Annotated in this window: 18 protein-coding genes; 13 read left to right on the forward strand and 5 right to left on the reverse strand. The window is 70.0% G+C overall.

Features of this window, described 5'->3' with window-relative positions:
* The first annotated feature begins 123 nt into the window (after positions 1 to 123).
* From JOY88_RS09930 to JOY88_RS09980, 11 genes are all read left to right on the forward strand, one after another.
* Complete coding sequence (locus tag JOY88_RS09930) at positions 124 to 1731, forward strand: carboxyl transferase domain-containing protein (RefSeq protein WP_293502103.1); 1608 nt, start codon at positions 124 to 126, stop codon at positions 1729 to 1731.
* Positions 1731 to 2261, forward strand: a complete 531-nt coding sequence (locus JOY88_RS09935; RefSeq protein WP_293502104.1) for a GNAT family N-acetyltransferase — start codon at positions 1731 to 1733, stop codon at positions 2259 to 2261. The genes JOY88_RS09930 and JOY88_RS09935 overlap by 1 nt, the downstream gene beginning before the upstream one ends.
* On the forward strand, positions 2258 to 3457 hold the full coding sequence (locus JOY88_RS09940) for a dienelactone hydrolase family protein (protein WP_293502105.1): 1200 nt from the start codon (positions 2258 to 2260) through the stop codon (positions 3455 to 3457). The genes JOY88_RS09935 and JOY88_RS09940 overlap by 4 nt, the downstream gene beginning before the upstream one ends.
* The gene (locus JOY88_RS09945; RefSeq protein WP_293502106.1) at positions 3454 to 4239 is read left to right on the forward strand and encodes an enoyl-CoA hydratase/isomerase family protein; all 786 of its coding nucleotides are present in this window, start codon (positions 3454 to 3456) and stop codon (positions 4237 to 4239) included. The genes JOY88_RS09940 and JOY88_RS09945 overlap by 4 nt, the downstream gene beginning before the upstream one ends.
* Positions 4236 to 4850 carry a DUF4126 domain-containing protein gene (locus JOY88_RS09950; protein ID WP_293502107.1) on the forward strand — a complete coding sequence of 205 codons (615 nt, stop codon included), beginning with the start codon at positions 4236 to 4238 and terminating at the stop codon, positions 4848 to 4850. Before JOY88_RS09945 ends, JOY88_RS09950 begins: the two co-directional genes overlap by 4 nt.
* On the forward strand, positions 4847 to 6136 hold the full coding sequence (gene bioA, locus JOY88_RS09955; protein ID WP_293502108.1) for an adenosylmethionine--8-amino-7-oxononanoate transaminase: 1290 nt from the start codon (positions 4847 to 4849) through the stop codon (positions 6134 to 6136). The genes JOY88_RS09950 and bioA overlap by 4 nt, the downstream gene beginning before the upstream one ends.
* Positions 6123 to 7337: an 8-amino-7-oxononanoate synthase gene (locus JOY88_RS09960; RefSeq protein WP_293502109.1), complete on the forward strand. Its 1215-nt coding sequence runs from the start codon at positions 6123 to 6125 to the stop codon at positions 7335 to 7337. The genes bioA and JOY88_RS09960 overlap by 14 nt, the downstream gene beginning before the upstream one ends.
* The gene (gene bioD / locus JOY88_RS09965) at positions 7334 to 8014 is read left to right on the forward strand and encodes a dethiobiotin synthase (protein WP_293502110.1); all 681 of its coding nucleotides are present in this window, start codon (positions 7334 to 7336) and stop codon (positions 8012 to 8014) included. Before JOY88_RS09960 ends, bioD begins: the two co-directional genes overlap by 4 nt.
* Positions 8011 to 9051 (forward strand): biotin synthase BioB, encoded by a 1041-nt coding sequence (gene bioB / locus JOY88_RS09970; RefSeq protein WP_293502111.1) that lies wholly within the window; start codon positions 8011 to 8013, stop codon positions 9049 to 9051. The genes bioD and bioB overlap by 4 nt, the downstream gene beginning before the upstream one ends.
* An 87-nt stretch (positions 9052 to 9138) precedes the next feature.
* On the forward strand, positions 9139 to 11121 hold the full coding sequence (locus JOY88_RS09975; protein ID WP_293502112.1) for an acetyl-CoA carboxylase biotin carboxylase subunit: 1983 nt from the start codon (positions 9139 to 9141) through the stop codon (positions 11119 to 11121).
* Between the two features lie 2 nt (positions 11122 to 11123).
* Positions 11124 to 12032, forward strand: coding sequence for a hydroxymethylglutaryl-CoA lyase (locus JOY88_RS09980; RefSeq protein WP_293502113.1), 909 nt, complete (start codon positions 11124 to 11126; stop codon positions 12030 to 12032).
* Here JOY88_RS09980 and JOY88_RS23205 read toward each other — a convergent pair.
* The 4 genes from JOY88_RS23205 to JOY88_RS10000 form a co-directional block, all read right to left on the reverse strand.
* The gene (locus JOY88_RS23205) at positions 12029 to 12814 is read right to left on the reverse strand and encodes a nuclear transport factor 2 family protein (RefSeq protein WP_293502114.1); all 786 of its coding nucleotides are present in this window, start codon (positions 12812 to 12814) and stop codon (positions 12029 to 12031) included. The two genes, JOY88_RS09980 and JOY88_RS23205, sit on opposite strands and share 4 nt — an antisense overlap.
* Positions 12815 to 12833: 19 nt before the next feature.
* Entirely contained in the window at positions 12834 to 13067 is a 234-nt protein-coding gene (locus tag JOY88_RS09990; protein WP_293502115.1) for a hypothetical protein, read from the reverse strand.
* Positions 13064 to 13462 carry a BlaI/MecI/CopY family transcriptional regulator gene (locus tag JOY88_RS09995; protein WP_293502116.1) on the reverse strand — a complete coding sequence of 133 codons (399 nt, stop codon included), beginning with the start codon at positions 13460 to 13462 and terminating at the stop codon, positions 13064 to 13066. The genes JOY88_RS09990 and JOY88_RS09995 overlap by 4 nt, the downstream gene beginning before the upstream one ends.
* Before the next feature lie 79 nt (positions 13463 to 13541).
* A complete protein-coding gene (locus JOY88_RS10000) occupies positions 13542 to 13997 on the reverse strand; it encodes a VOC family protein (RefSeq protein WP_293502117.1) in 456 nt (151 codons plus the stop codon).
* Positions 13998 to 14061: 64 nt separating this feature from the next.
* Between JOY88_RS10000 and JOY88_RS10005 the strand changes: the two genes are divergently transcribed.
* Positions 14062 to 14514 carry a YciI family protein gene (locus JOY88_RS10005; RefSeq protein WP_293502118.1) on the forward strand — a complete coding sequence of 151 codons (453 nt, stop codon included), beginning with the start codon at positions 14062 to 14064 and terminating at the stop codon, positions 14512 to 14514.
* A gap of 126 nt (positions 14515 to 14640) precedes the next feature.
* Positions 14641 to 15120, forward strand: coding sequence for a hypothetical protein (locus JOY88_RS10010; RefSeq protein ID WP_293502119.1), 480 nt, complete (start codon positions 14641 to 14643; stop codon positions 15118 to 15120).
* Between the two features lie 7 nt (positions 15121 to 15127).
* On the opposite strand, the gene JOY88_RS10015 is transcribed toward JOY88_RS10010, so the two are convergent.
* Complete coding sequence (locus tag JOY88_RS10015; RefSeq protein WP_293502120.1) at positions 15128 to 16342, reverse strand: 6-phosphofructokinase; 1215 nt, start codon at positions 16340 to 16342, stop codon at positions 15128 to 15130.
* Positions 16343 to 16494 lie beyond the last annotated feature (152 nt).

Consider the following 16494-nt stretch of genomic DNA (forward strand, 5'->3'; position numbering starts at 1 on the left):
TGACACTCAAGTCGCCATTGCATCCGGGTTCACCCTGCATTATTCTGGCGCACCTCACGCGGCTCACGAGGCCGCCACTCAATAAGTTGAGCCCTGCTTAAGCAGGGCTTGCCGGGAGCCACCATGCCGGTTTTGAACACCCAGCTCAACCCCCGCTCGGCCGACTTCAAGGCCAATGCCGACGCGATGCGCGAGCTGATCACGGACCTCAACGCCCAGCTCGCGAGGATCGCGGCAGGCGGCGGCGAGGCCGCGCGCGCCAAGCACCAGGCCCGCGGCAAGCTGTTGCCCCGCGATCGCGTCGAGATGCTGCTGGACCCGGGCACGCCCTTCCTCGAACTGGCGCCGCTGGCTGGCCTGAACATGTACGACAACGCGGCCCCCGGTGGCGGCGTCGTGGCCGGCATTGGCCGCGTGTCGGGCGTGGACTGCATGATCGTGTGCAACGACGCCACCGTGAAGGGCGGCACCTACTACCCCATCACCGTCAAGAAGCATCTGCGGGCGCAGGAGATCGCGCAGCAGAACCGCCTGCCCTGCCTCTATCTGGTGGACAGCGGCGGCGCCAACCTGCCCAACCAGGACGAGGTCTTCCCCGACCGCGACCACTTTGGCCGCATCTTCTTCAACCAGGCCAACCTCAGCGCGCAAGGCATCCCGCAGATCGCCGTGGTGATGGGCTCGTGCACGGCCGGCGGCGCCTATGTGCCGGCGATGAGCGACGAGACCATCATCGTGAAGAACCAGGGCACCATCTTCCTGGGCGGCCCGCCGCTGGTGAAGGCCGCGACCGGCGAGGTCGTCACGGCCGAGGACCTGGGTGGCGGCGACGTGCACACCCGCCTGTCCGGCGTGGCCGACCACTTGGCCAACAACGACACGCACGCGCTGGCCCTCGCCCGCAACTCGGTCGCACGGCTGAACTGGTCGAAAGCGAATCCGCTCGCCATGCAGGCGCCCAAGGCGCCGGCGCATGACCCGGCCGAGTTGCACGGCGTCATCCCGACCGACACGCGCAAGCCCTTCGACGTGCGCGAGGTCATCGCCCGCATCGTCGACGGCTCGGAGTTCGACGAGTTCAAGGCCCGCTACGGCAACACGCTGGTCTGCGGTTTCGCGCACATCGAGGGCATGCCGGTGGGCATCGTCGCCAACAACGGCATCCTGTTCGCCGAGAGCGCCAACAAGGGCGCGCACTTCATCGAGCTGTGCTGCCAGCGCAAGATCCCGCTGGTGTTCCTGCAGAACATCACCGGCTTCATGGTGGGCCGCAAGTATGAGAACGAGGGCATCGCCCGTGCCGGCGCCAAGATGGTGACGGCGGTGGCCTGCGCGCAGGTGCCCAAGTTCACGGTCATCATTGGCGGCTCGTTCGGTGCCGGCAACTACGGCATGTGTGGCCGCGCGTACTCACCGCGCTTCCTGTGGATGTGGCCCAACGCGCGCATCTCGGTCATGGGCGGCGAGCAGGCCGCCAGCGTGCTGAGCACCATCCGCCGCGATGGCATCGAGGCCAAGGGCGGCTCCTGGAGCGTCGAAGAGGAAGAGGCCTTCAAGGCACCCATCCGCCAGCAGTACGAGGACCAGGGCCATCCCTACTACGCGTCGGCGCGGCTGTGGGACGATGGCGTCATCGACCCCGCAGACACGCGCCGCGTGCTGGCGCTGGGGCTGTCGGCTTCGCTGAACGCGCCCATCCCCGAGACCAAGTTCGGCGTGTTCCGGATGTGATGGATATCCGGCCTCTGCGCACGAGCGACTCGCTCGAAGAACTGACCCGGCTGCTGCACGCGTCCTACGCCAGCCTGGCCGCCCAGGGCTGGAACTTCACCGGCGTGGACCAGACCGTGGACGTCACGCGCGACCGCCTGGCCGGCGCCCAGGGCTTCGTCGCCGAATTGAATGGTCGCCTCGTCGGCACCGTGGCCGTGCGCGGCCCCAAACCCGCCGGCGAGGCCTACATCGTCGACCCGCCGCCACCGCTGTACACCACGCCGGGCACGGCCATACTGTCCCAGCTCGCCGTGCACCCGGACTGCCGCGGCCTGGGACTGGGCGAGCAGCTGATGGACGCCGCCGAGGCCTGGGCCCGAGGACAGGGCTTCGCGCAGCTGGCCCTCGACACCGCCGAGCCCGCCGCCGCGCTGCGCCGCCGCTACGAGCGCCGCGGCTACACCGCCGCGGGCGGCGTGCAATGGCGCGGCAAGACCTACGCCAGCGTGCTGATGGTCAAGGCGCTGGGGCCGGAGACGACGGCATGAAGCGGCTGAAGCCCTGGCTGCTGGCGAGCCTGCTCGCCGGCAGCGCGCTGGCGGCCGCGCAGCCGCCTGCACCGGCCGCGTCGGCCCCCGAGCGCTTGCAGGCCGATGTGCGTGAAGCCATCGTGCGCGTGCCGGCGCGCGTGGAAGACCCCTTCGGCAAACCCGTGCTGGGCGAGCTGCTGGTGACGACCTTCCGCCCGGCCGGCCCGGGCCCCTTCCCGCTCGCCATCATCAGCCATGGTCGCAGTTCGGACCAACGTGCCGCCTACAAGCGCCCGCGCTTCGAATCGGCGGCGCGCTACTTCGTGCGCAAGGGCTTTGCCGTCGCCGTGCCGCTGCGCCTTGGCTACGGCGAACTGGCCGAGGCGGGCGACCCGGAGTCCAGCGTGTCCTGCGACGCGCCGCGCTATGGCAGCGCACTGCAGGCAGCAGCCCAGCAGATCCTGGCGGTGCGCGAGTTCATGGGCCGTCAGGCCGACATCGACGCCGGCCGCACAGTGCTGGTCGGCGTGTCGGTAGGCGGCATCGCCACCATCGGGGCCACCTCGGCCCATGCGCCCGGCCAGGTCGCCGCCATCAACTTCGCCGGCGGCCACGGCGGCAGCCCCGAGAGACATCCCGGCGCGCCCTGCCAGAGCGACCAGTTGCGCCGGCTCTACCGCTTCTATGCCGAGGCCAACGCCCGCACGACACCACCTACGCCCACGCTGTGGGTCTATGCAGAGAACGACCAGTTCTTCGGCCCCAGCTACGCCCGCCGCTGGGCCCGCGCCTATGCAGAAGGCGGCGGCAACGTGGACCTGCGCCTGCTGCCAGCCTTCGGCGCCGATGGTCATAGGCTCTTCACCGACGGCAACGACATCTGGCAGCCGCTGGTCGACGAGTTTCTGAAGCCGCTGGGCTTCAGCCAGCCAGGCGCCATTCCCGTGCCGGCTCCGGGTCAGCCGCTGGCCGGCGATGCCAGCGCGCCCGTCGGGTCCGGCGCAAAGCAACTGGCCGGCTTCCAGAAGTTCCTCGCCGCCAGGATGCCGCGCGCCTTCGCGATCGACGGTGAGGGCCGCTGGGGCTACGCTCAGGGCGACGACGCCCTCTCGCGCGCCCTTGCCTTGTGCCAGCGCAACGTCGGCAACGACGGTACTCCCGTCAGTTGCCATCTCTACGCGGTCGACGAGACCGTGGTCAGGACCACCCCATGACCCAACACCTCACGCTGACTCGCGACGGCCATGTGGCCCGCGTCACGCTGAACCGACCCGAGGTCCGCAACGCCTTCAACGAGGCACTGATCGCCGAGCTGACGCAGGCTTTTGCCACCTTGGGCCAGGACCCCACGCTGCGCGCCATCGTCCTCGCCGCCGAGGGCAAGGCCTTCTGCGCGGGCGCCGACCTGAACTGGATGAAGGCCATGGCCGGCTACTCCTGGGACGAGAACCATGCCGATGCCACCAAGCTGGCCGACATGCTGTGGGCCATCTACAGCTGCCCGGTGCCGGTCGTTGCGCGCGTGCAGGGCGATGTCTACGCCGGCGGTGTGGGCCTGGCGGCGTGCGCGGACATCGTCGTCGCGGTGGATGCCGCGGGCTTCTGCCTCAGCGAGGCCAGGCTGGGCCTGCTGCCCGCCACCATCGGACCCTATGTCGTCAAGGCGCTGGGAGAGCAGGCCTCGCGGCGCTACTTCGTGACGGCCGAGCGCTTCTCCGCCGCCCAGGCGCACCAGTTGGGTCTGGTGCACGAAGTCGTCGCCGCCGACGCGCTGGACGCCAAGGTTGATGAACTCGCCGCCGCCATCTGCGCCAACGGGCCCGCCGCCGCGCGTGCCTGCAAACGCCTCGTCAAGGACGTGGCCGGCCGGGAGATCACGCCGGCGCTGCGCGATGACACTGCACGCCGCATCGCCGACATCCGCGCCAGCGCGGAGGGGCGCGAGGGCGTACAGAGCTTCTTGAGCAAGTCAAAGCCGAGCTGGCTGCCGCAGTGAACCATCTCGACGCCGTCCACCTGCTCGCGCTGGCCGCCGCCCTCGGCTGGGCCAGCGGGCTGCGCCTGTACCTGACGGTGCTGCTGGTCGGCATCGCGGGGCACTGGGGCTGGATCGCGCTGCCGCCGGGCCTGCAGGTGCTGGCCTCGCCTCTGGTGATGACGTGTGCCGCGGCGCTGGCCGTCGTCGAGTTCCTGGCCGACAAGGTGCCGCTGGTCGACAGCGCCTGGGATGGGCTGCACACGCTGGTCCGCATCCCCGCCGGCGCGGCATTGGTAGCAGGCCTCGTCAGCGGCTGGGCTGGCGACCATGGCGAGGCCTGGACCGTCGTCGCCGCGCTGATCGGCGGCGGCCTGGCGGCCACGGCGCATGCGGCCAAGGCCAGTACGCGCGCGGCGGTCAACGCTTCGCCTGAACCCTTCTCCAACATCGGCCTGTCGTTGCTGGGCGACGTGGCCGTACCCACCATGCTGTGGCTGGCCTGGGCGCACCCCCTCATCTTCTTCCCGCTGCTGGCGCTGGCGCTGGCCGTCATGGCCACGCTGATCTGGCTTTGCTTCAAGTTCCTGCGCGCGCTGCTCCGCCGCGTACGCCGACCCTCTCCCGCATGACCTCCTCCCAAGACCTCGCCAGCCGCAGCCGCGCGGCCGTCTGGCATCCCTGCACGCAGATGGCCCGCCTGGCCGACGTGCCGCCCCTGCCCATCGGCCGCGGTGATGGCCCCTGGCTCATCGACACCGACGGCCGCCGCTACTTCGACGCCAACTCGTCCTGGTGGGTCAACCTGTTCGGACACAGCGACCCGGCCCTGCACAACGCGATCAAGGCCCAGCTCGACACGCTGCCCCACGTGATGCTGGCCGGCTGCACGCACGAGCCTGCGGTGCGGCTGGGCGAGCGGCTGTCCGCACGCACGCAAGGCCGGCTGGGCCATGTGTTCTTCGGCAGCGATGGCGCCAGCGCCGTCGAGATCGCGCTGAAGCAGAGCTTCCATGCGTGGAAGAACCGCGGCCAGGCCGACAAGCGCGAGTTCGTCTGCCTGAAGAACAGCTATCACGGCGAGACGCTGGGCGCGCTCAGCGTGACCGACGTGCAGGTTTTCCGCGACGCCTACGACCCGCTGCTGATGCACGCGCACATCGTCGCGTCGCCCGACGCGCGGCTGGGTAACGAGGCCCAGGCGCTGGCCGCGATGCGCACGTTGCTGGCCGAGCGGCATGCGCATATCGCCTGCGTCATCGTCGAGCCGCTGATCCAGGGCGCAGCCGGCATGGTCATGTACTCGCCCGGCTACCTGAAGGGCCTGCGCGAGCTGACGCGCGAGTTCGGCGTACACCTGATCGCCGACGAAATCGCCGTGGGCTGTGGGCGCACGGGCACCTTCTTCGCGTGGGAACAGACCGGCGCCGACTGGCCCGACTTCATGCTGCTGTCCAAGGGCATCACCGGCGGCACGCTGCCGCTGTCGCTGGTGCTGACAACCGACGACGTGTTCGCCGCCTTCTGGAGCGAGGACGTCACGCGCGGCTTCCTGCACTCGCACTCCTACACCGGCAACCCGCTGGCCTGCGCCGCGGCCAATGCCGTGCTGGACCGCTTCGACGCCGGCCAGCTCGACGCCAACCGCGAGCAGGCCGAGCGCCTGACCCGCGCCTTCGCGCCCTTGGCCCCACGCGTGACCCATCTGCGCCAACGCGGCATGATCCTGGCCTTCGATGTGCCTGAAGCCCCACCCCGCTTCGCCGAGCGCTTCCACCTCGCGGCGCGCGCGCATGAGTTGCTGATCCGACCGATCGGCTCGACCGTCTACCTGATGCCCCCCTACCTGATCGACGACGCGACCGCGGCCTTCCTGGCCCGTGCCGTGACGGCGACGCTGAACGATGTCCTTGCTTGATCACCTGAGCGCCAAGCTCAACGCCATCTCCGCGCAGAGCCTGACGCGCTCGCTGCGCCGCGCCGACAGCGGCACCGCACCGCGACAGACCATCAACGGCCGCGAGCTGCTGATGTTCTGCTCCAACGACTACCTGGGCCTGGCCGCCGAACCGGCGATTGCCGAAGCCCTCGCCGATGGCGCGCGCCGCTGGGGCGGTGGCTCGGGGGCGTCGCCACTCGTCAGCGGCCACAGCGCCGCGCACGAGGCCGTCGCCGACACGCTCGCACGCTGGTACGCGCCGCACATCCCGCAGGCTCGCGCCATCGGCTTCTGCACCGGCTACATGGCCAACCTGGCCGTCGTCACGGCGCTGGGTGACGAGCACACCGAGATCTTCTCGGAGCAGCTCAATCACGCGTCGCTGATCGACGCCGCGCGCCTGGCCAAGGCCAAGGTCACGCGCTTCCCGCATGCCGACCTCGCGGCCTTGCGCGCGACGCTCACCGCCAGTACTGCCAAGGTCCGCCTCATCGTCACCGACGCCGTGTTCAGCATGGACGGCGACCTCGCGCCCCTGCCGGGCCTGCTGGCGCTGGCGGAGGAATTCGATGCCTGGCTCATCGTCGACGACGCCCACGGCTTCGGCGTACTGGGCGAGAACGGCCGCGGCTCGCTGGAGCATTTCGACCTGCGCAGTGAACGCCTCATCCTTGTCGGCACGCTGGGCAAGGCCGCCGGTCTTGCGGGCGCCTTCGTCGCGGCCCACGCCACCATCGTCGACTACCTGCTGCAGGCCGCGCGCAACTTCATCTTCTCGACCGCGTCGCCGCCGGCCATCGAGCATGCGCTGCTGACCAGCTTCGCGCTCATCGAAGGCCCGCTGGGCGCCGCGCGCCGTGCCCACCTCGTCGCGCTGCAGGCGCGGCTGCGCGATGGCCTGCTGGCGCTGATCGACCGCCACCCGCGCCTGGGCTGGTCGCTGACCGACGCCACCACGCCCATCCAGCCACTTGTCGTCGGCGGCAACGCCGAGGTCATGGCCCTGGCCGCCACGCTGGAGAGCGCTGGCCTGCGAGTGCCGGGCATACGCCCGCCGACGGTCGCCGACGGCACCGCTCGGCTGCGCATCACGCTGTGCGCGACGCATGCCGTGGCCGATGTGGACGCGCTGCTGGCCGCACTGGGCCGCGCCGCGGCGGCACAGGAGCAGGCTGCATGAGCCGAGGCTTCTTCATCACAGGTACCGATACCGAGATCGGCAAGACCTTTGTCACCGCCGCACTGACCCGCGCTCTGGCCTTGCGCGGCCTGCGTGTGGCGCCCATCAAGTCGCTGGCGGCAGGTCAGGAGCTCGTCGACGGCCGCTGGGTCAACGAAGATGTCGCCACCCTGATGGCCGCGCAGAACCTGGGACTGGCCGACACCGAGGTCGGCCCGTTGCAGTACCGCGAGCCCTGCGCGCCTCATATCGCCGCCCGGCTCGAAGGCGGTGCCATCGACCGCGACGCGCTGCTGGCGGCCATCCGCACCACGGCAGCCAAGGCCGACATCGCGCTGGTAGAAGGGGTTGGCGGCTTCCGCGTGCCGCTCACCGACACCTGGGACACGGCCGACCTCGCCGTCGACCTCGACCTGCCCGTCATCCTGGTGGTGGGCCTGCGCCTGGGCTGCATCAACCACGCACTGTTGACAGCAGAAGCCATCCGCGCCCGCGGCCTGACGCTGGTCGCCTGGGTGGCCAACACCGTCGACGTCCAGCAACCCCATGTCGCCGACAATCTGGCCTCTTTGCAGGCTGGCTTGAAGGCGCCCTGCCTCGGGCATCTGCCCCGACTTTCCGACCCGCTGGCCGCGCCGGCGCGTCTCGACATTTCCCCCTTGGTGGCTTCCGCATGAACCAGATCCAGACCCTCACCCCCACGACCGACGCCGACCGCCGCCAGGCCAAGCCCTGGACCGTTGCCGAGGTCGCTGCGCTGTTCGAGCTGCCCTTCAACGACCTGCTGTTCCGCGCGCAGCAGGTGCATCGCGAGCATTTCGACGCCAACGCGGTTCAGTTGTCCACGCTGCTGTCCATCAAGACCGGCGGCTGCGAGGAGGACTGCGCCTACTGCCCGCAGTCAGCCCACTTCGACACCGGCCTGAAGGCCGAGAAGCTGATCCCGCTCGAGGAGGTCATGGAAGCGGCGCGCGCCGCCAAGGCCAATGGCGCGACCCGCTTCTGCATGGGCGCCGCCTGGCGCTCGCCCAAGCCGCGCCACCTGGACGCCATCGGCGAGATGATTTCCGAGGTCAAGGCGCTGGGCCTGGAGACCTGCCTGACTGCCGGCATGCTGGAAGACGGCCAGGCCGAGCAGCTGAAGGAAGCGGGGCTGGACTACTACAACCACAACCTGGACACGGCGCCTGAGTTCTATGGCCAGATCATCACGACGCGCACCTACCAGGACCGCCTCGACACGCTGGATCGCGTGCGTGCGCAAGGCCTGAAGGTCTGCTCCGGCGGCATCGTCGGCATGGGCGAGACGCGCCGCCAGCGCGCCGGCCTCATCGTGCAGCTGGCCAACCTCGATCCCTACCCCGAGAGCGTGCCCATCAACAACCTCGTGCAGGTCGAAGGCACACCGCTGGCCGGCACGGCGCCGCTGGACCCGCTGGAGTTCATCCGCACGATTGCGGTGGCCCGCATCACCATGCCGCGCGCCATGGTGCGCCTGTCGGCCGGCCGCGAGGAGATGCCTGAAACCATGCAGGCGCTGTGTTTCCTGGCTGGCGCCAACTCCATGTTCTACGGCGACAAGCTGCTGACCACCAGCAACCCGCAGGCCGAGAAGGACCGCGCGCTGCTGGAACGCCTGGGCATGCGCTGCTCGACCGAGGCCGAGCTGACGCCTTCGGAAGCGGCCGCCAAGGTGCAGGTCTGCACGCACTGACCCCTGCAACATCGCGCGCCAGCGGCCTACCAACCCACGGCGCGTCCCGATCCCGAATCCACAAGAAGACGGCTGAGGAGACCCCGAATGTTCAAGAAGATCCTGATCGCCAACCGCGGCGAAATCGCCTGCCGGGTTGCGGCAACAGCCAAGCGCCTCGGCATCCAGACCGTCGCCGTCTATTCCGAAGCTGACGCCGACGCCCGGCACGTCAAGGCCTGCGACGAGGCCATCCTGATCGGCGGCCCGGCGCCGCGCGACTCCTATCTGCAGTGGGAGCGCATCCTGGCCGCCGCCAAGGCCACGGGCGCCGAAGCCGTTCACCCTGGCTATGGCTTTCTGTCGGAGAACGAGGCCTTTGCCCAGGCATGTGCCGATGCCGGCGTCGTCTTCATCGGCCCGCCGCCCAGCGCCATCTTGGCGATGGGCCTGAAGGCCGAGTCCAAGCGGCTGATGGAGGCGGCCCAGGTGCCGCTGGTGCCGGGCTATCACGGCGCCGGCCAGGACCCCGCCCTGCTCAAGCGCGAGGCCGACCGCATCGGCTACCCCGTCCTCATCAAGGCCAGTGCCGGCGGCGGCGGCAAGGGCATGCGCGCGGTCCACAACGCCGACGAGTTCGACGCCGCGCTGGCCTCGTGCAAGCGCGAGGCCATCAACAGCTTCGGAGACGACGCGGTGCTGATCGAGCGCTATGTCCAGCGCCCGCGCCATATCGAGATCCAGGTCTTCGGCGACTCGCACGGCGACTGCGTCTACCTGTTCGAGCGCGACTGCTCGGTTCAGCGCCGCCACCAGAAGGTGCTCGAGGAAGCGCCCGCGCCCGGAATGACACCGGAGCGCCGCGCCCAGATGGGCGAGGCCGCCGTGGCCGCCGCGAAGGCGGTTGGCTATGTCGGCGCCGGCACGGTGGAGTTCATCGCCGAGCAGGACGGCCGCTTCTACTTCATGGAGATGAACACGCGGCTACAGGTCGAGCACCCGGTCACCGAGGCCATCACGGGCCAGGACCTGGTGGAGTGGCAACTGCGCGTCGCCGCCGGCGAGTCGCTTCCGCTCAAGCAGTCCGAGCTGCGCATGCAGGGCCATGCCATCGAGGCGCGCATCTGCGCCGAGAACCCGGACGGCGGTTTCCTGCCCGCCACCGGCACGCTGGATGTGGCGCGCTGGCCGGCTCACGTCGCGTTCCAGCGCGGCGATGTGCGCATCGACGCCGGTGTGCGCGAGGGCGACGCGATCAGTCCCTATTACGACTCCATGATCGCCAAGCTCATCGTCTGGGGCGAGGACCGCGCGCAGGCGCTGGCCCGGCTGGACGCCGCGCTGCGCGACACCCACATCGTGGGCCTGCAGACCAACGTCGCCTTCCTGCGCCGCTGCGCGGCAACGGCCTCCTTCGCCGGCGCCGACCTGGACACCGGCCTCATCGAGCGCGAGAAGACAGTGCTGTTCGACCAGCCCGGCCTGCCGCTGCGCGTCGGCGCCGCCGCCGTCGTCGCCCACACGCTGGCCGTCGAGGGCATGACGCAGGACCGCGACCCGTGGAGTGCCCGCGACGGCTTCCGGCTGTTCGGCTCGGCCATGCGCCGCTTCGATCTGGAGGCCGGCGGCTCGCATCACGAGGTGCTGCTGTCGCGTCATCACCGCGGCGGCATGACGTTGACGGTGCAAGGTGAGGCGATCGAGTTCGCCGTGCAGTCGGCCGACGCCGAGACGCACGAGCTCTTCCTCGGCAGCGAGCGCCTGCGCGTGAAGACCTATGCCCGGGGCGAACGCGTCGCCGTGTTTGGCGCGAACGGCTCGGCGGTACTGACCGAAGTGGACGTCATCGCCCATGCTGGCGACGCGCCCGGCGAAGGCGGCCGGCTGACCGCGCCCATGCCCGGCAAGCTGATCGCCTTCCTCGCCCAGGCCGGCGACAGCGTCACCAAGGGCCAGCCGCTGGCCGTCATGGAGGCGATGAAGATGGAGCACACCATCTCCTCGCCGCGCGACGGCACCGTGGCGGAACTGCTGTTCGCTGTGGGCGACCAGGTCGGCGACGGCGCAGAACTCCTCAAGCTGGAGGCCTGATCATGGCCCTGCCCTCGCACGTCACGATCCTCGACGTCGGCCCGCGCGACGGGCTGCAGAACGAGAAGGAGAGCGTCTCCACCGAGCACAAGGCTCAACTGGTGTCTATGCTGCAGGACGCCGGCCTGAAGGAGATCGAGGTCACCAGCTTCGTCAGCCCCAGGTGGGTGCCGCAGATGGGCGACAACGCAGCGCTCATGGCCGCCATCGAGCGCAAGCCGGGCGTGCGCTACTCGGTGCTGGTACCCAACACCAAGGGGCTGGAACCGGCGCTGGCATCCAGGCCCGACGAGATCCTCGTCTTCACGGCTGCCAGCGAGGCCTTCACGCAGAAGAACATCAACTGCTCCATCGCCGAGAGCCTGGAGCGCTTCGCGCCGGTCATTGAAGGCGCACATGCGGCGGGCCTCAAGGTGCGCGCGGCGGTTTCCTGCGCGCTGGGCTGCCCCTACGAGGGCGAGATCACCGCCGATCAGGTCGAGGCCGTCGTGAAGCCGCTGCGCGAGCTGGGCGTGGACGCCATCGACATCGCCGACACCATTGGCATCGGCACGCCGCGCAGGGTCCAGGCGGCGATGGAGCGGGCGCTAAAGCATTTCCCGCTGGCCGAGGTGTCGGGCCATTTCCACGACACCTACGGCCAGGCGCTGACCAACATCTACGCCAGCCTGGAGCTGGGCGTGCACGGCTTCCATGCCAGCGTGTCGGGCCTTGGCGGCTGCCCCTATGCCAAGGGCGCGACGGGCAACGTCGCAACCGAGGACGTCGTCTTCATGCTCGACGGACTGGGCATCAGCACCGGCATCGATCTCGACAAGCTGGTCGACGCCGGCGCCTTCATCTCCAACGTGCTGGGCCGCCCGCCCGTGTCGCGCGTGGCCCGCGCCGTGCTGGCAAAGCGGGCCGGCTAGGCGCGTAGCTCCCACAGCACGTTGACGATGCGCCAGCGCCCCTCGATCTGGGCCAGGTGCATGTAGTCGATCCAGGCCTCGGCATCGACGCGCACGCTGGCCGTGCGGCCGAAGACGTCGAGGATCCTCACGTCGGCGCGCTTGCCCGTCTCGGGCTTGCCGGCCCGGGCCCGCGTGGACTGCACCAGGTCCATCGCGCCCATGCTCTGCAACTCGCCGCGGCCATCGGGCAGGCCCTGACGATGCGCTTGGCCAGCTCGGGATGCAGCGAGCGCTCCATGCGTGCCGCGTCGCCGGCATACCACCCCTCGATGCAGTCGCGCGCGCAGGCCTCGATGGCGGCGGCCTCGGATTCCGGCGCCGCCACGGCGGCCGTCGATGCGGCGGCCAGGGCCGCACTGCTCATGAAGATGCCTCGTTGCAAGAAGGTCTCCGTACCTGATGGCGAACGGCGTGCAGGCTTCGTCGCCGGGCAGCGCCTGGCACCAGGCAGGCACAGCACGCGGCCCGGCGCCAGCAATGGGCTGGCCCAGCCGGGGCGGGCCTTGCGCAGCGCGGACAGGGGTACGCCCAGGTCGGCCGCCCGCTGCGCGGCGAGCCTGTGCCAGCGCATATCGTCCAGCCCTGGCAGCCGGCGCACGGCTCGGCGCAGCCAGAGCAGAACAAAGCCGACGGCCAGGTCGTGCGTCCTTGGCGCCAGCCTCGTGGCCACAGCGGCAGCGCACCAAGCTGGGCCGTGGGCGGCGTGGCCGGCGCCGCCTCGACGCGGGCGGGCCGGACATCCGCCACGGAAGTCGCTGGCTAGTGAGCGATGGCAGCGGGGGCGACGGGGCCGGGCGGGTCGGGCACCAGGGACACCATGGGCCGGCTGGCGCTGACGAGGCCGCCCAGCAGGGCCAGGCGCCACAGCCCTTCCTGCGTCATCGTGGCCAGTTTCGCCAGCAGGCCGGCGCGTTCGGCCGCCCACAGGCCTCCGATCAGCAGGCTGCTGTGCAGCAGATAGCTGCACAGCCAGGTCAGCAGGGCATCGGTCATCGTGTCTCTCCCTTGCGTTGCTTCAGCAGCGCCTGCAGCTCGGCCAGTTCCTTGGCATCGACTCCACGCGACTCCAGCAGATGGCTGACCAGGGCGCTGGCCCGGCCGGAAAACAGGTTGTCCAGCAGGCTGCCCACCATGGAGCGCTGCACCTCGGCCTCACTGACCCGCGGCGTGTAGAGCAGCGCCCGGCCCTCGCGCCGGCTGGCGAGCAGGCCGCGCTTCTCCAGCCGCGTCAGCAGCGTGGCCACTGTGGTGTACGCAAGGTCGCGCTCGCCGCGCAAGGCCTCGGCCACCTCGGCCGTGCTGGCCTCTCCGCGCGCCCACAGCGCGCGCATCAGGCTCAGTTGCAGATCGCTCAGCGAGACCCCGCCCGCTCCCGTTTCTTCATCCATGGCGACTTTCTACATTTGTAGTACTACAAATGCAGAAGATTCGACATGGGCGTGGCAAGTCTTATTCGGTACGGCGGCCTCAGCCGCCCGGCGGGTTGCGCAGGCGCTGGCTGAACCACCAGAGGTGGCCGTCGGGGTCGACGCAGCCATAGCTGCGGTCCGTCCAGTACTCGGCACCGTAGTCGTTCTCCGTCAGCTCGTAGGTGACCTGGGCGCCGGCCGCGCGCGCCTGGGCGCAATGGGCGTCGACGTCGTCGACGTAGAGGAACAGCGCCTGCGTGTTGGCACCGCCCAGCAGCCTGGGCGCGCGACCCGTCACGCCGAAGCGGGCCGCGCGCGCAGCTCCGCCCTCGGACACCATGACGATGGCCTCGCCGTAGCGCAGCTCGCTGTGCATGACGCTGCCGTCGGGCGCATCGACAACGATCTCCACGGTGAAGCCGAAGGCGCGCTGGTACCAGGCGATGGCCTCGCGCGCGTTCTCGCAGTACACGGCCGAGGACAAGCGTGGCCGTCCGGGCGGGGTGGGTTTCATCGTGGTCTCCGGGAAGCTGGGTTGCGGTTCAATCCTCGCACCACGACCGTCGCGCCGCCACACCATGAAGCTGCTGTCCGCCTGCGCCCTCGCGCTGCTCGCCTCCCTGTCCGCCCGGGCCCAGGAGCCGCCCGTCTATGACGCCGCCAAGGCGCAGGCCTGGGGCGCCAACGAGCAGGGCCTGCGCCCCTATGTGCTGGTGCTGCTGAAGACCGGGCCCAAGCGCATGCCAGATGGGCCGGCGCGCGACGAGATGTTCAAGGGTCATTTCGCGAACATGGGCCGGCTGGCCAAGGAGGGCCTGCTGGTCTACGCGGGCCCGCTGGACGGCGTGGAGGGCCTTCGCGGGCTCTTCATCTTCGCAACATCGGACCTGGACGCGGCGCGCAAGGCGGTGGACACGGACCCCGTCATCGTCAACGGCGAGATGGTGGCGGAGCTGCACAAGCACTTCGGCTCGGCGGCGCTGCTGGCCGTCAACGAGTGGCACCCGCGACTCATCAAGCCCAAGCCCTGAGTTCGCGCCACGCGACGGATTTCACGCCCGACGGGCCGGCCATCGCATCGCGGGGGCGGTGCAACCGTTCCGTCATCAAGGGTTTGAACCCGCTGCCGATCATCGCGCCCGACTGCCGGAGCCGCCGTGAACGACACCTATTGCCCGACCAAGACCGACCGCGCCCGCGCGCTGCTCGCCGCCCCCCGCCGGACGCTGCCGCCGGCGCTGCGCATGCTGCTGATCAGCGTCGACGGCCGACGCAACGTCGCGGCGCTGCACGAGGTGGCGCGCTCGCTGGGCCTGGGCCGCGACGCGCTGGAGCGGCTGCAGGGGGAAGGGCTGATTGGCGCCGCCCAGGCGCCGCTGCCCGCGGCCGTGCTGCGGTCCGCAACCGCGCCGGACGACGAGCTGCGCCGCCTCATGCGCGCCAAGATGTTCGCCCTCGACCTCGTCGGCCGCATGCTGGCCGGCCGTGACGCCGAGCTGCGCGACAGCGCGCGCGAGGTGGACAGTGAATCCAGATTGCTGGCCTGGCTGGACGAAGCCGCGACGCGCATCGCGGCCACGGCCGGCGAGGAGCGCGCACAGTTCTTCCGTCAGCGCGTCGCCGAGGCGGCGGGCTGAGCGCCGCTCAGCGCTTCAGCACCTTGGCCACCGGGTTGGGCCGCAACCGGTAGGCGTCCGGCATGCCCGAGCCCAGCAGCGGGCGCAGGTAGAGGCGGAAGACGTCGGTCACGTCGGTGCCGGCCTCGGAGATGAAGTGATCCTCCATCGTGCGCGTCTTGCCGGCCACGGCGGCCAGCGGCAGCAGCTCGTAGTCCACCGAGTAGTAACCCACGCGCTTGATGGCGACCGAGCCGTCGCGGTCGCCGTGGAAGGCGTACTGCACGGCCTTCTCGCCAACCTCGCGGGCCTCGCGCGCATCCACGTCGCTGACGCAGCCGAGGAAGCTGCGCTGCAGGTAGCCGAAGGTGTCGCCGCGCACGCGCTTGATGCCCAGCTTGGCCTTGATCTCCTCGCACAGCAGATCGGCCAGCGCGCCGGTGCCGCTGAGCTGCACGTTGCCGTGGGCGTCGCGCTCAAGGTCGCCAGCCAGCCTGGAGAGCATGGGGGTGCCGGACGCGTCGTGTATGCCCTCGCTGACGGCGATGACGCAGCGGCCGTAGCGCTGGTGCGCGGCCTTCACGTCGCGCAGGAACTGCTCGGTGTCGAAGCTGCGCTCGGGCAGGTAGATGAGGTGGGGGCCATCGTCGTCGAACTTCTTGCCCAGCGCCGCAGCGGCGGTCAGGAAGCCGGCGTGGCGGCCCATGACCACGCCCACGTAGACGCCGGGCAGGGCCGCGTTGTCGAGGTTAGCGCCGGCAAAGGCCTGGGCCACGAAACGCGCGGCCGACGCATAGCCGGGCGTGTGGTCGTTGCCGACCAGGTCGTTGTCTATGGTCTTGGGGATGTGGATGCAGCGCAGCGGGTAGTTCGCCGCGGCGGCTTCCTCGGACACGATGCGCACGGTGTCCGACGAATCATTGCCGCCGATGTAGAAGAAGTGCGTGATGCCATGGGCCTGCAGCACCGTGAAGATCTCGTGGCAGTAGGCAGCATCCGGCTTGTCGCGCGTGGAGCCCAGTGCCGAGGCGGGGGTGGAGGCCACCAGCTCCAGGTTGTGGCTGGTCTCCTGCGTCAGGTCGACGAAGTCCTCGTTGACGATACCGCGCACGCCGTGGCGGGCACCATAGACCAGGCCCACGCCACGTTGGCGGCGCGCCTCCAGCACGACGCCGACCAGGCTCTGGTTGATGACGGCGGTGGGGCCGCCCCCCTGGGCGACGAGGATCTTCGCGAGACTCATGGGCGCTTGTATGGATGCCTCCCGGCGATAGGCATTAACCCGCATCGTGTCGTGAAGAAGTCGGCTGCTGCCTTGTATCCGGCCTTGTGCGTGGATTTGCCAAGTTGCCCGGCTGGCCCACTGGCCCCGATGTACTCCGCTGACAAGCGCCT

It is taken from the genome of Roseateles sp., assembly GCF_019237615.1.
Lineage (GTDB): Bacteria > Pseudomonadota > Gammaproteobacteria > Burkholderiales > Burkholderiaceae_C > Pelomonas.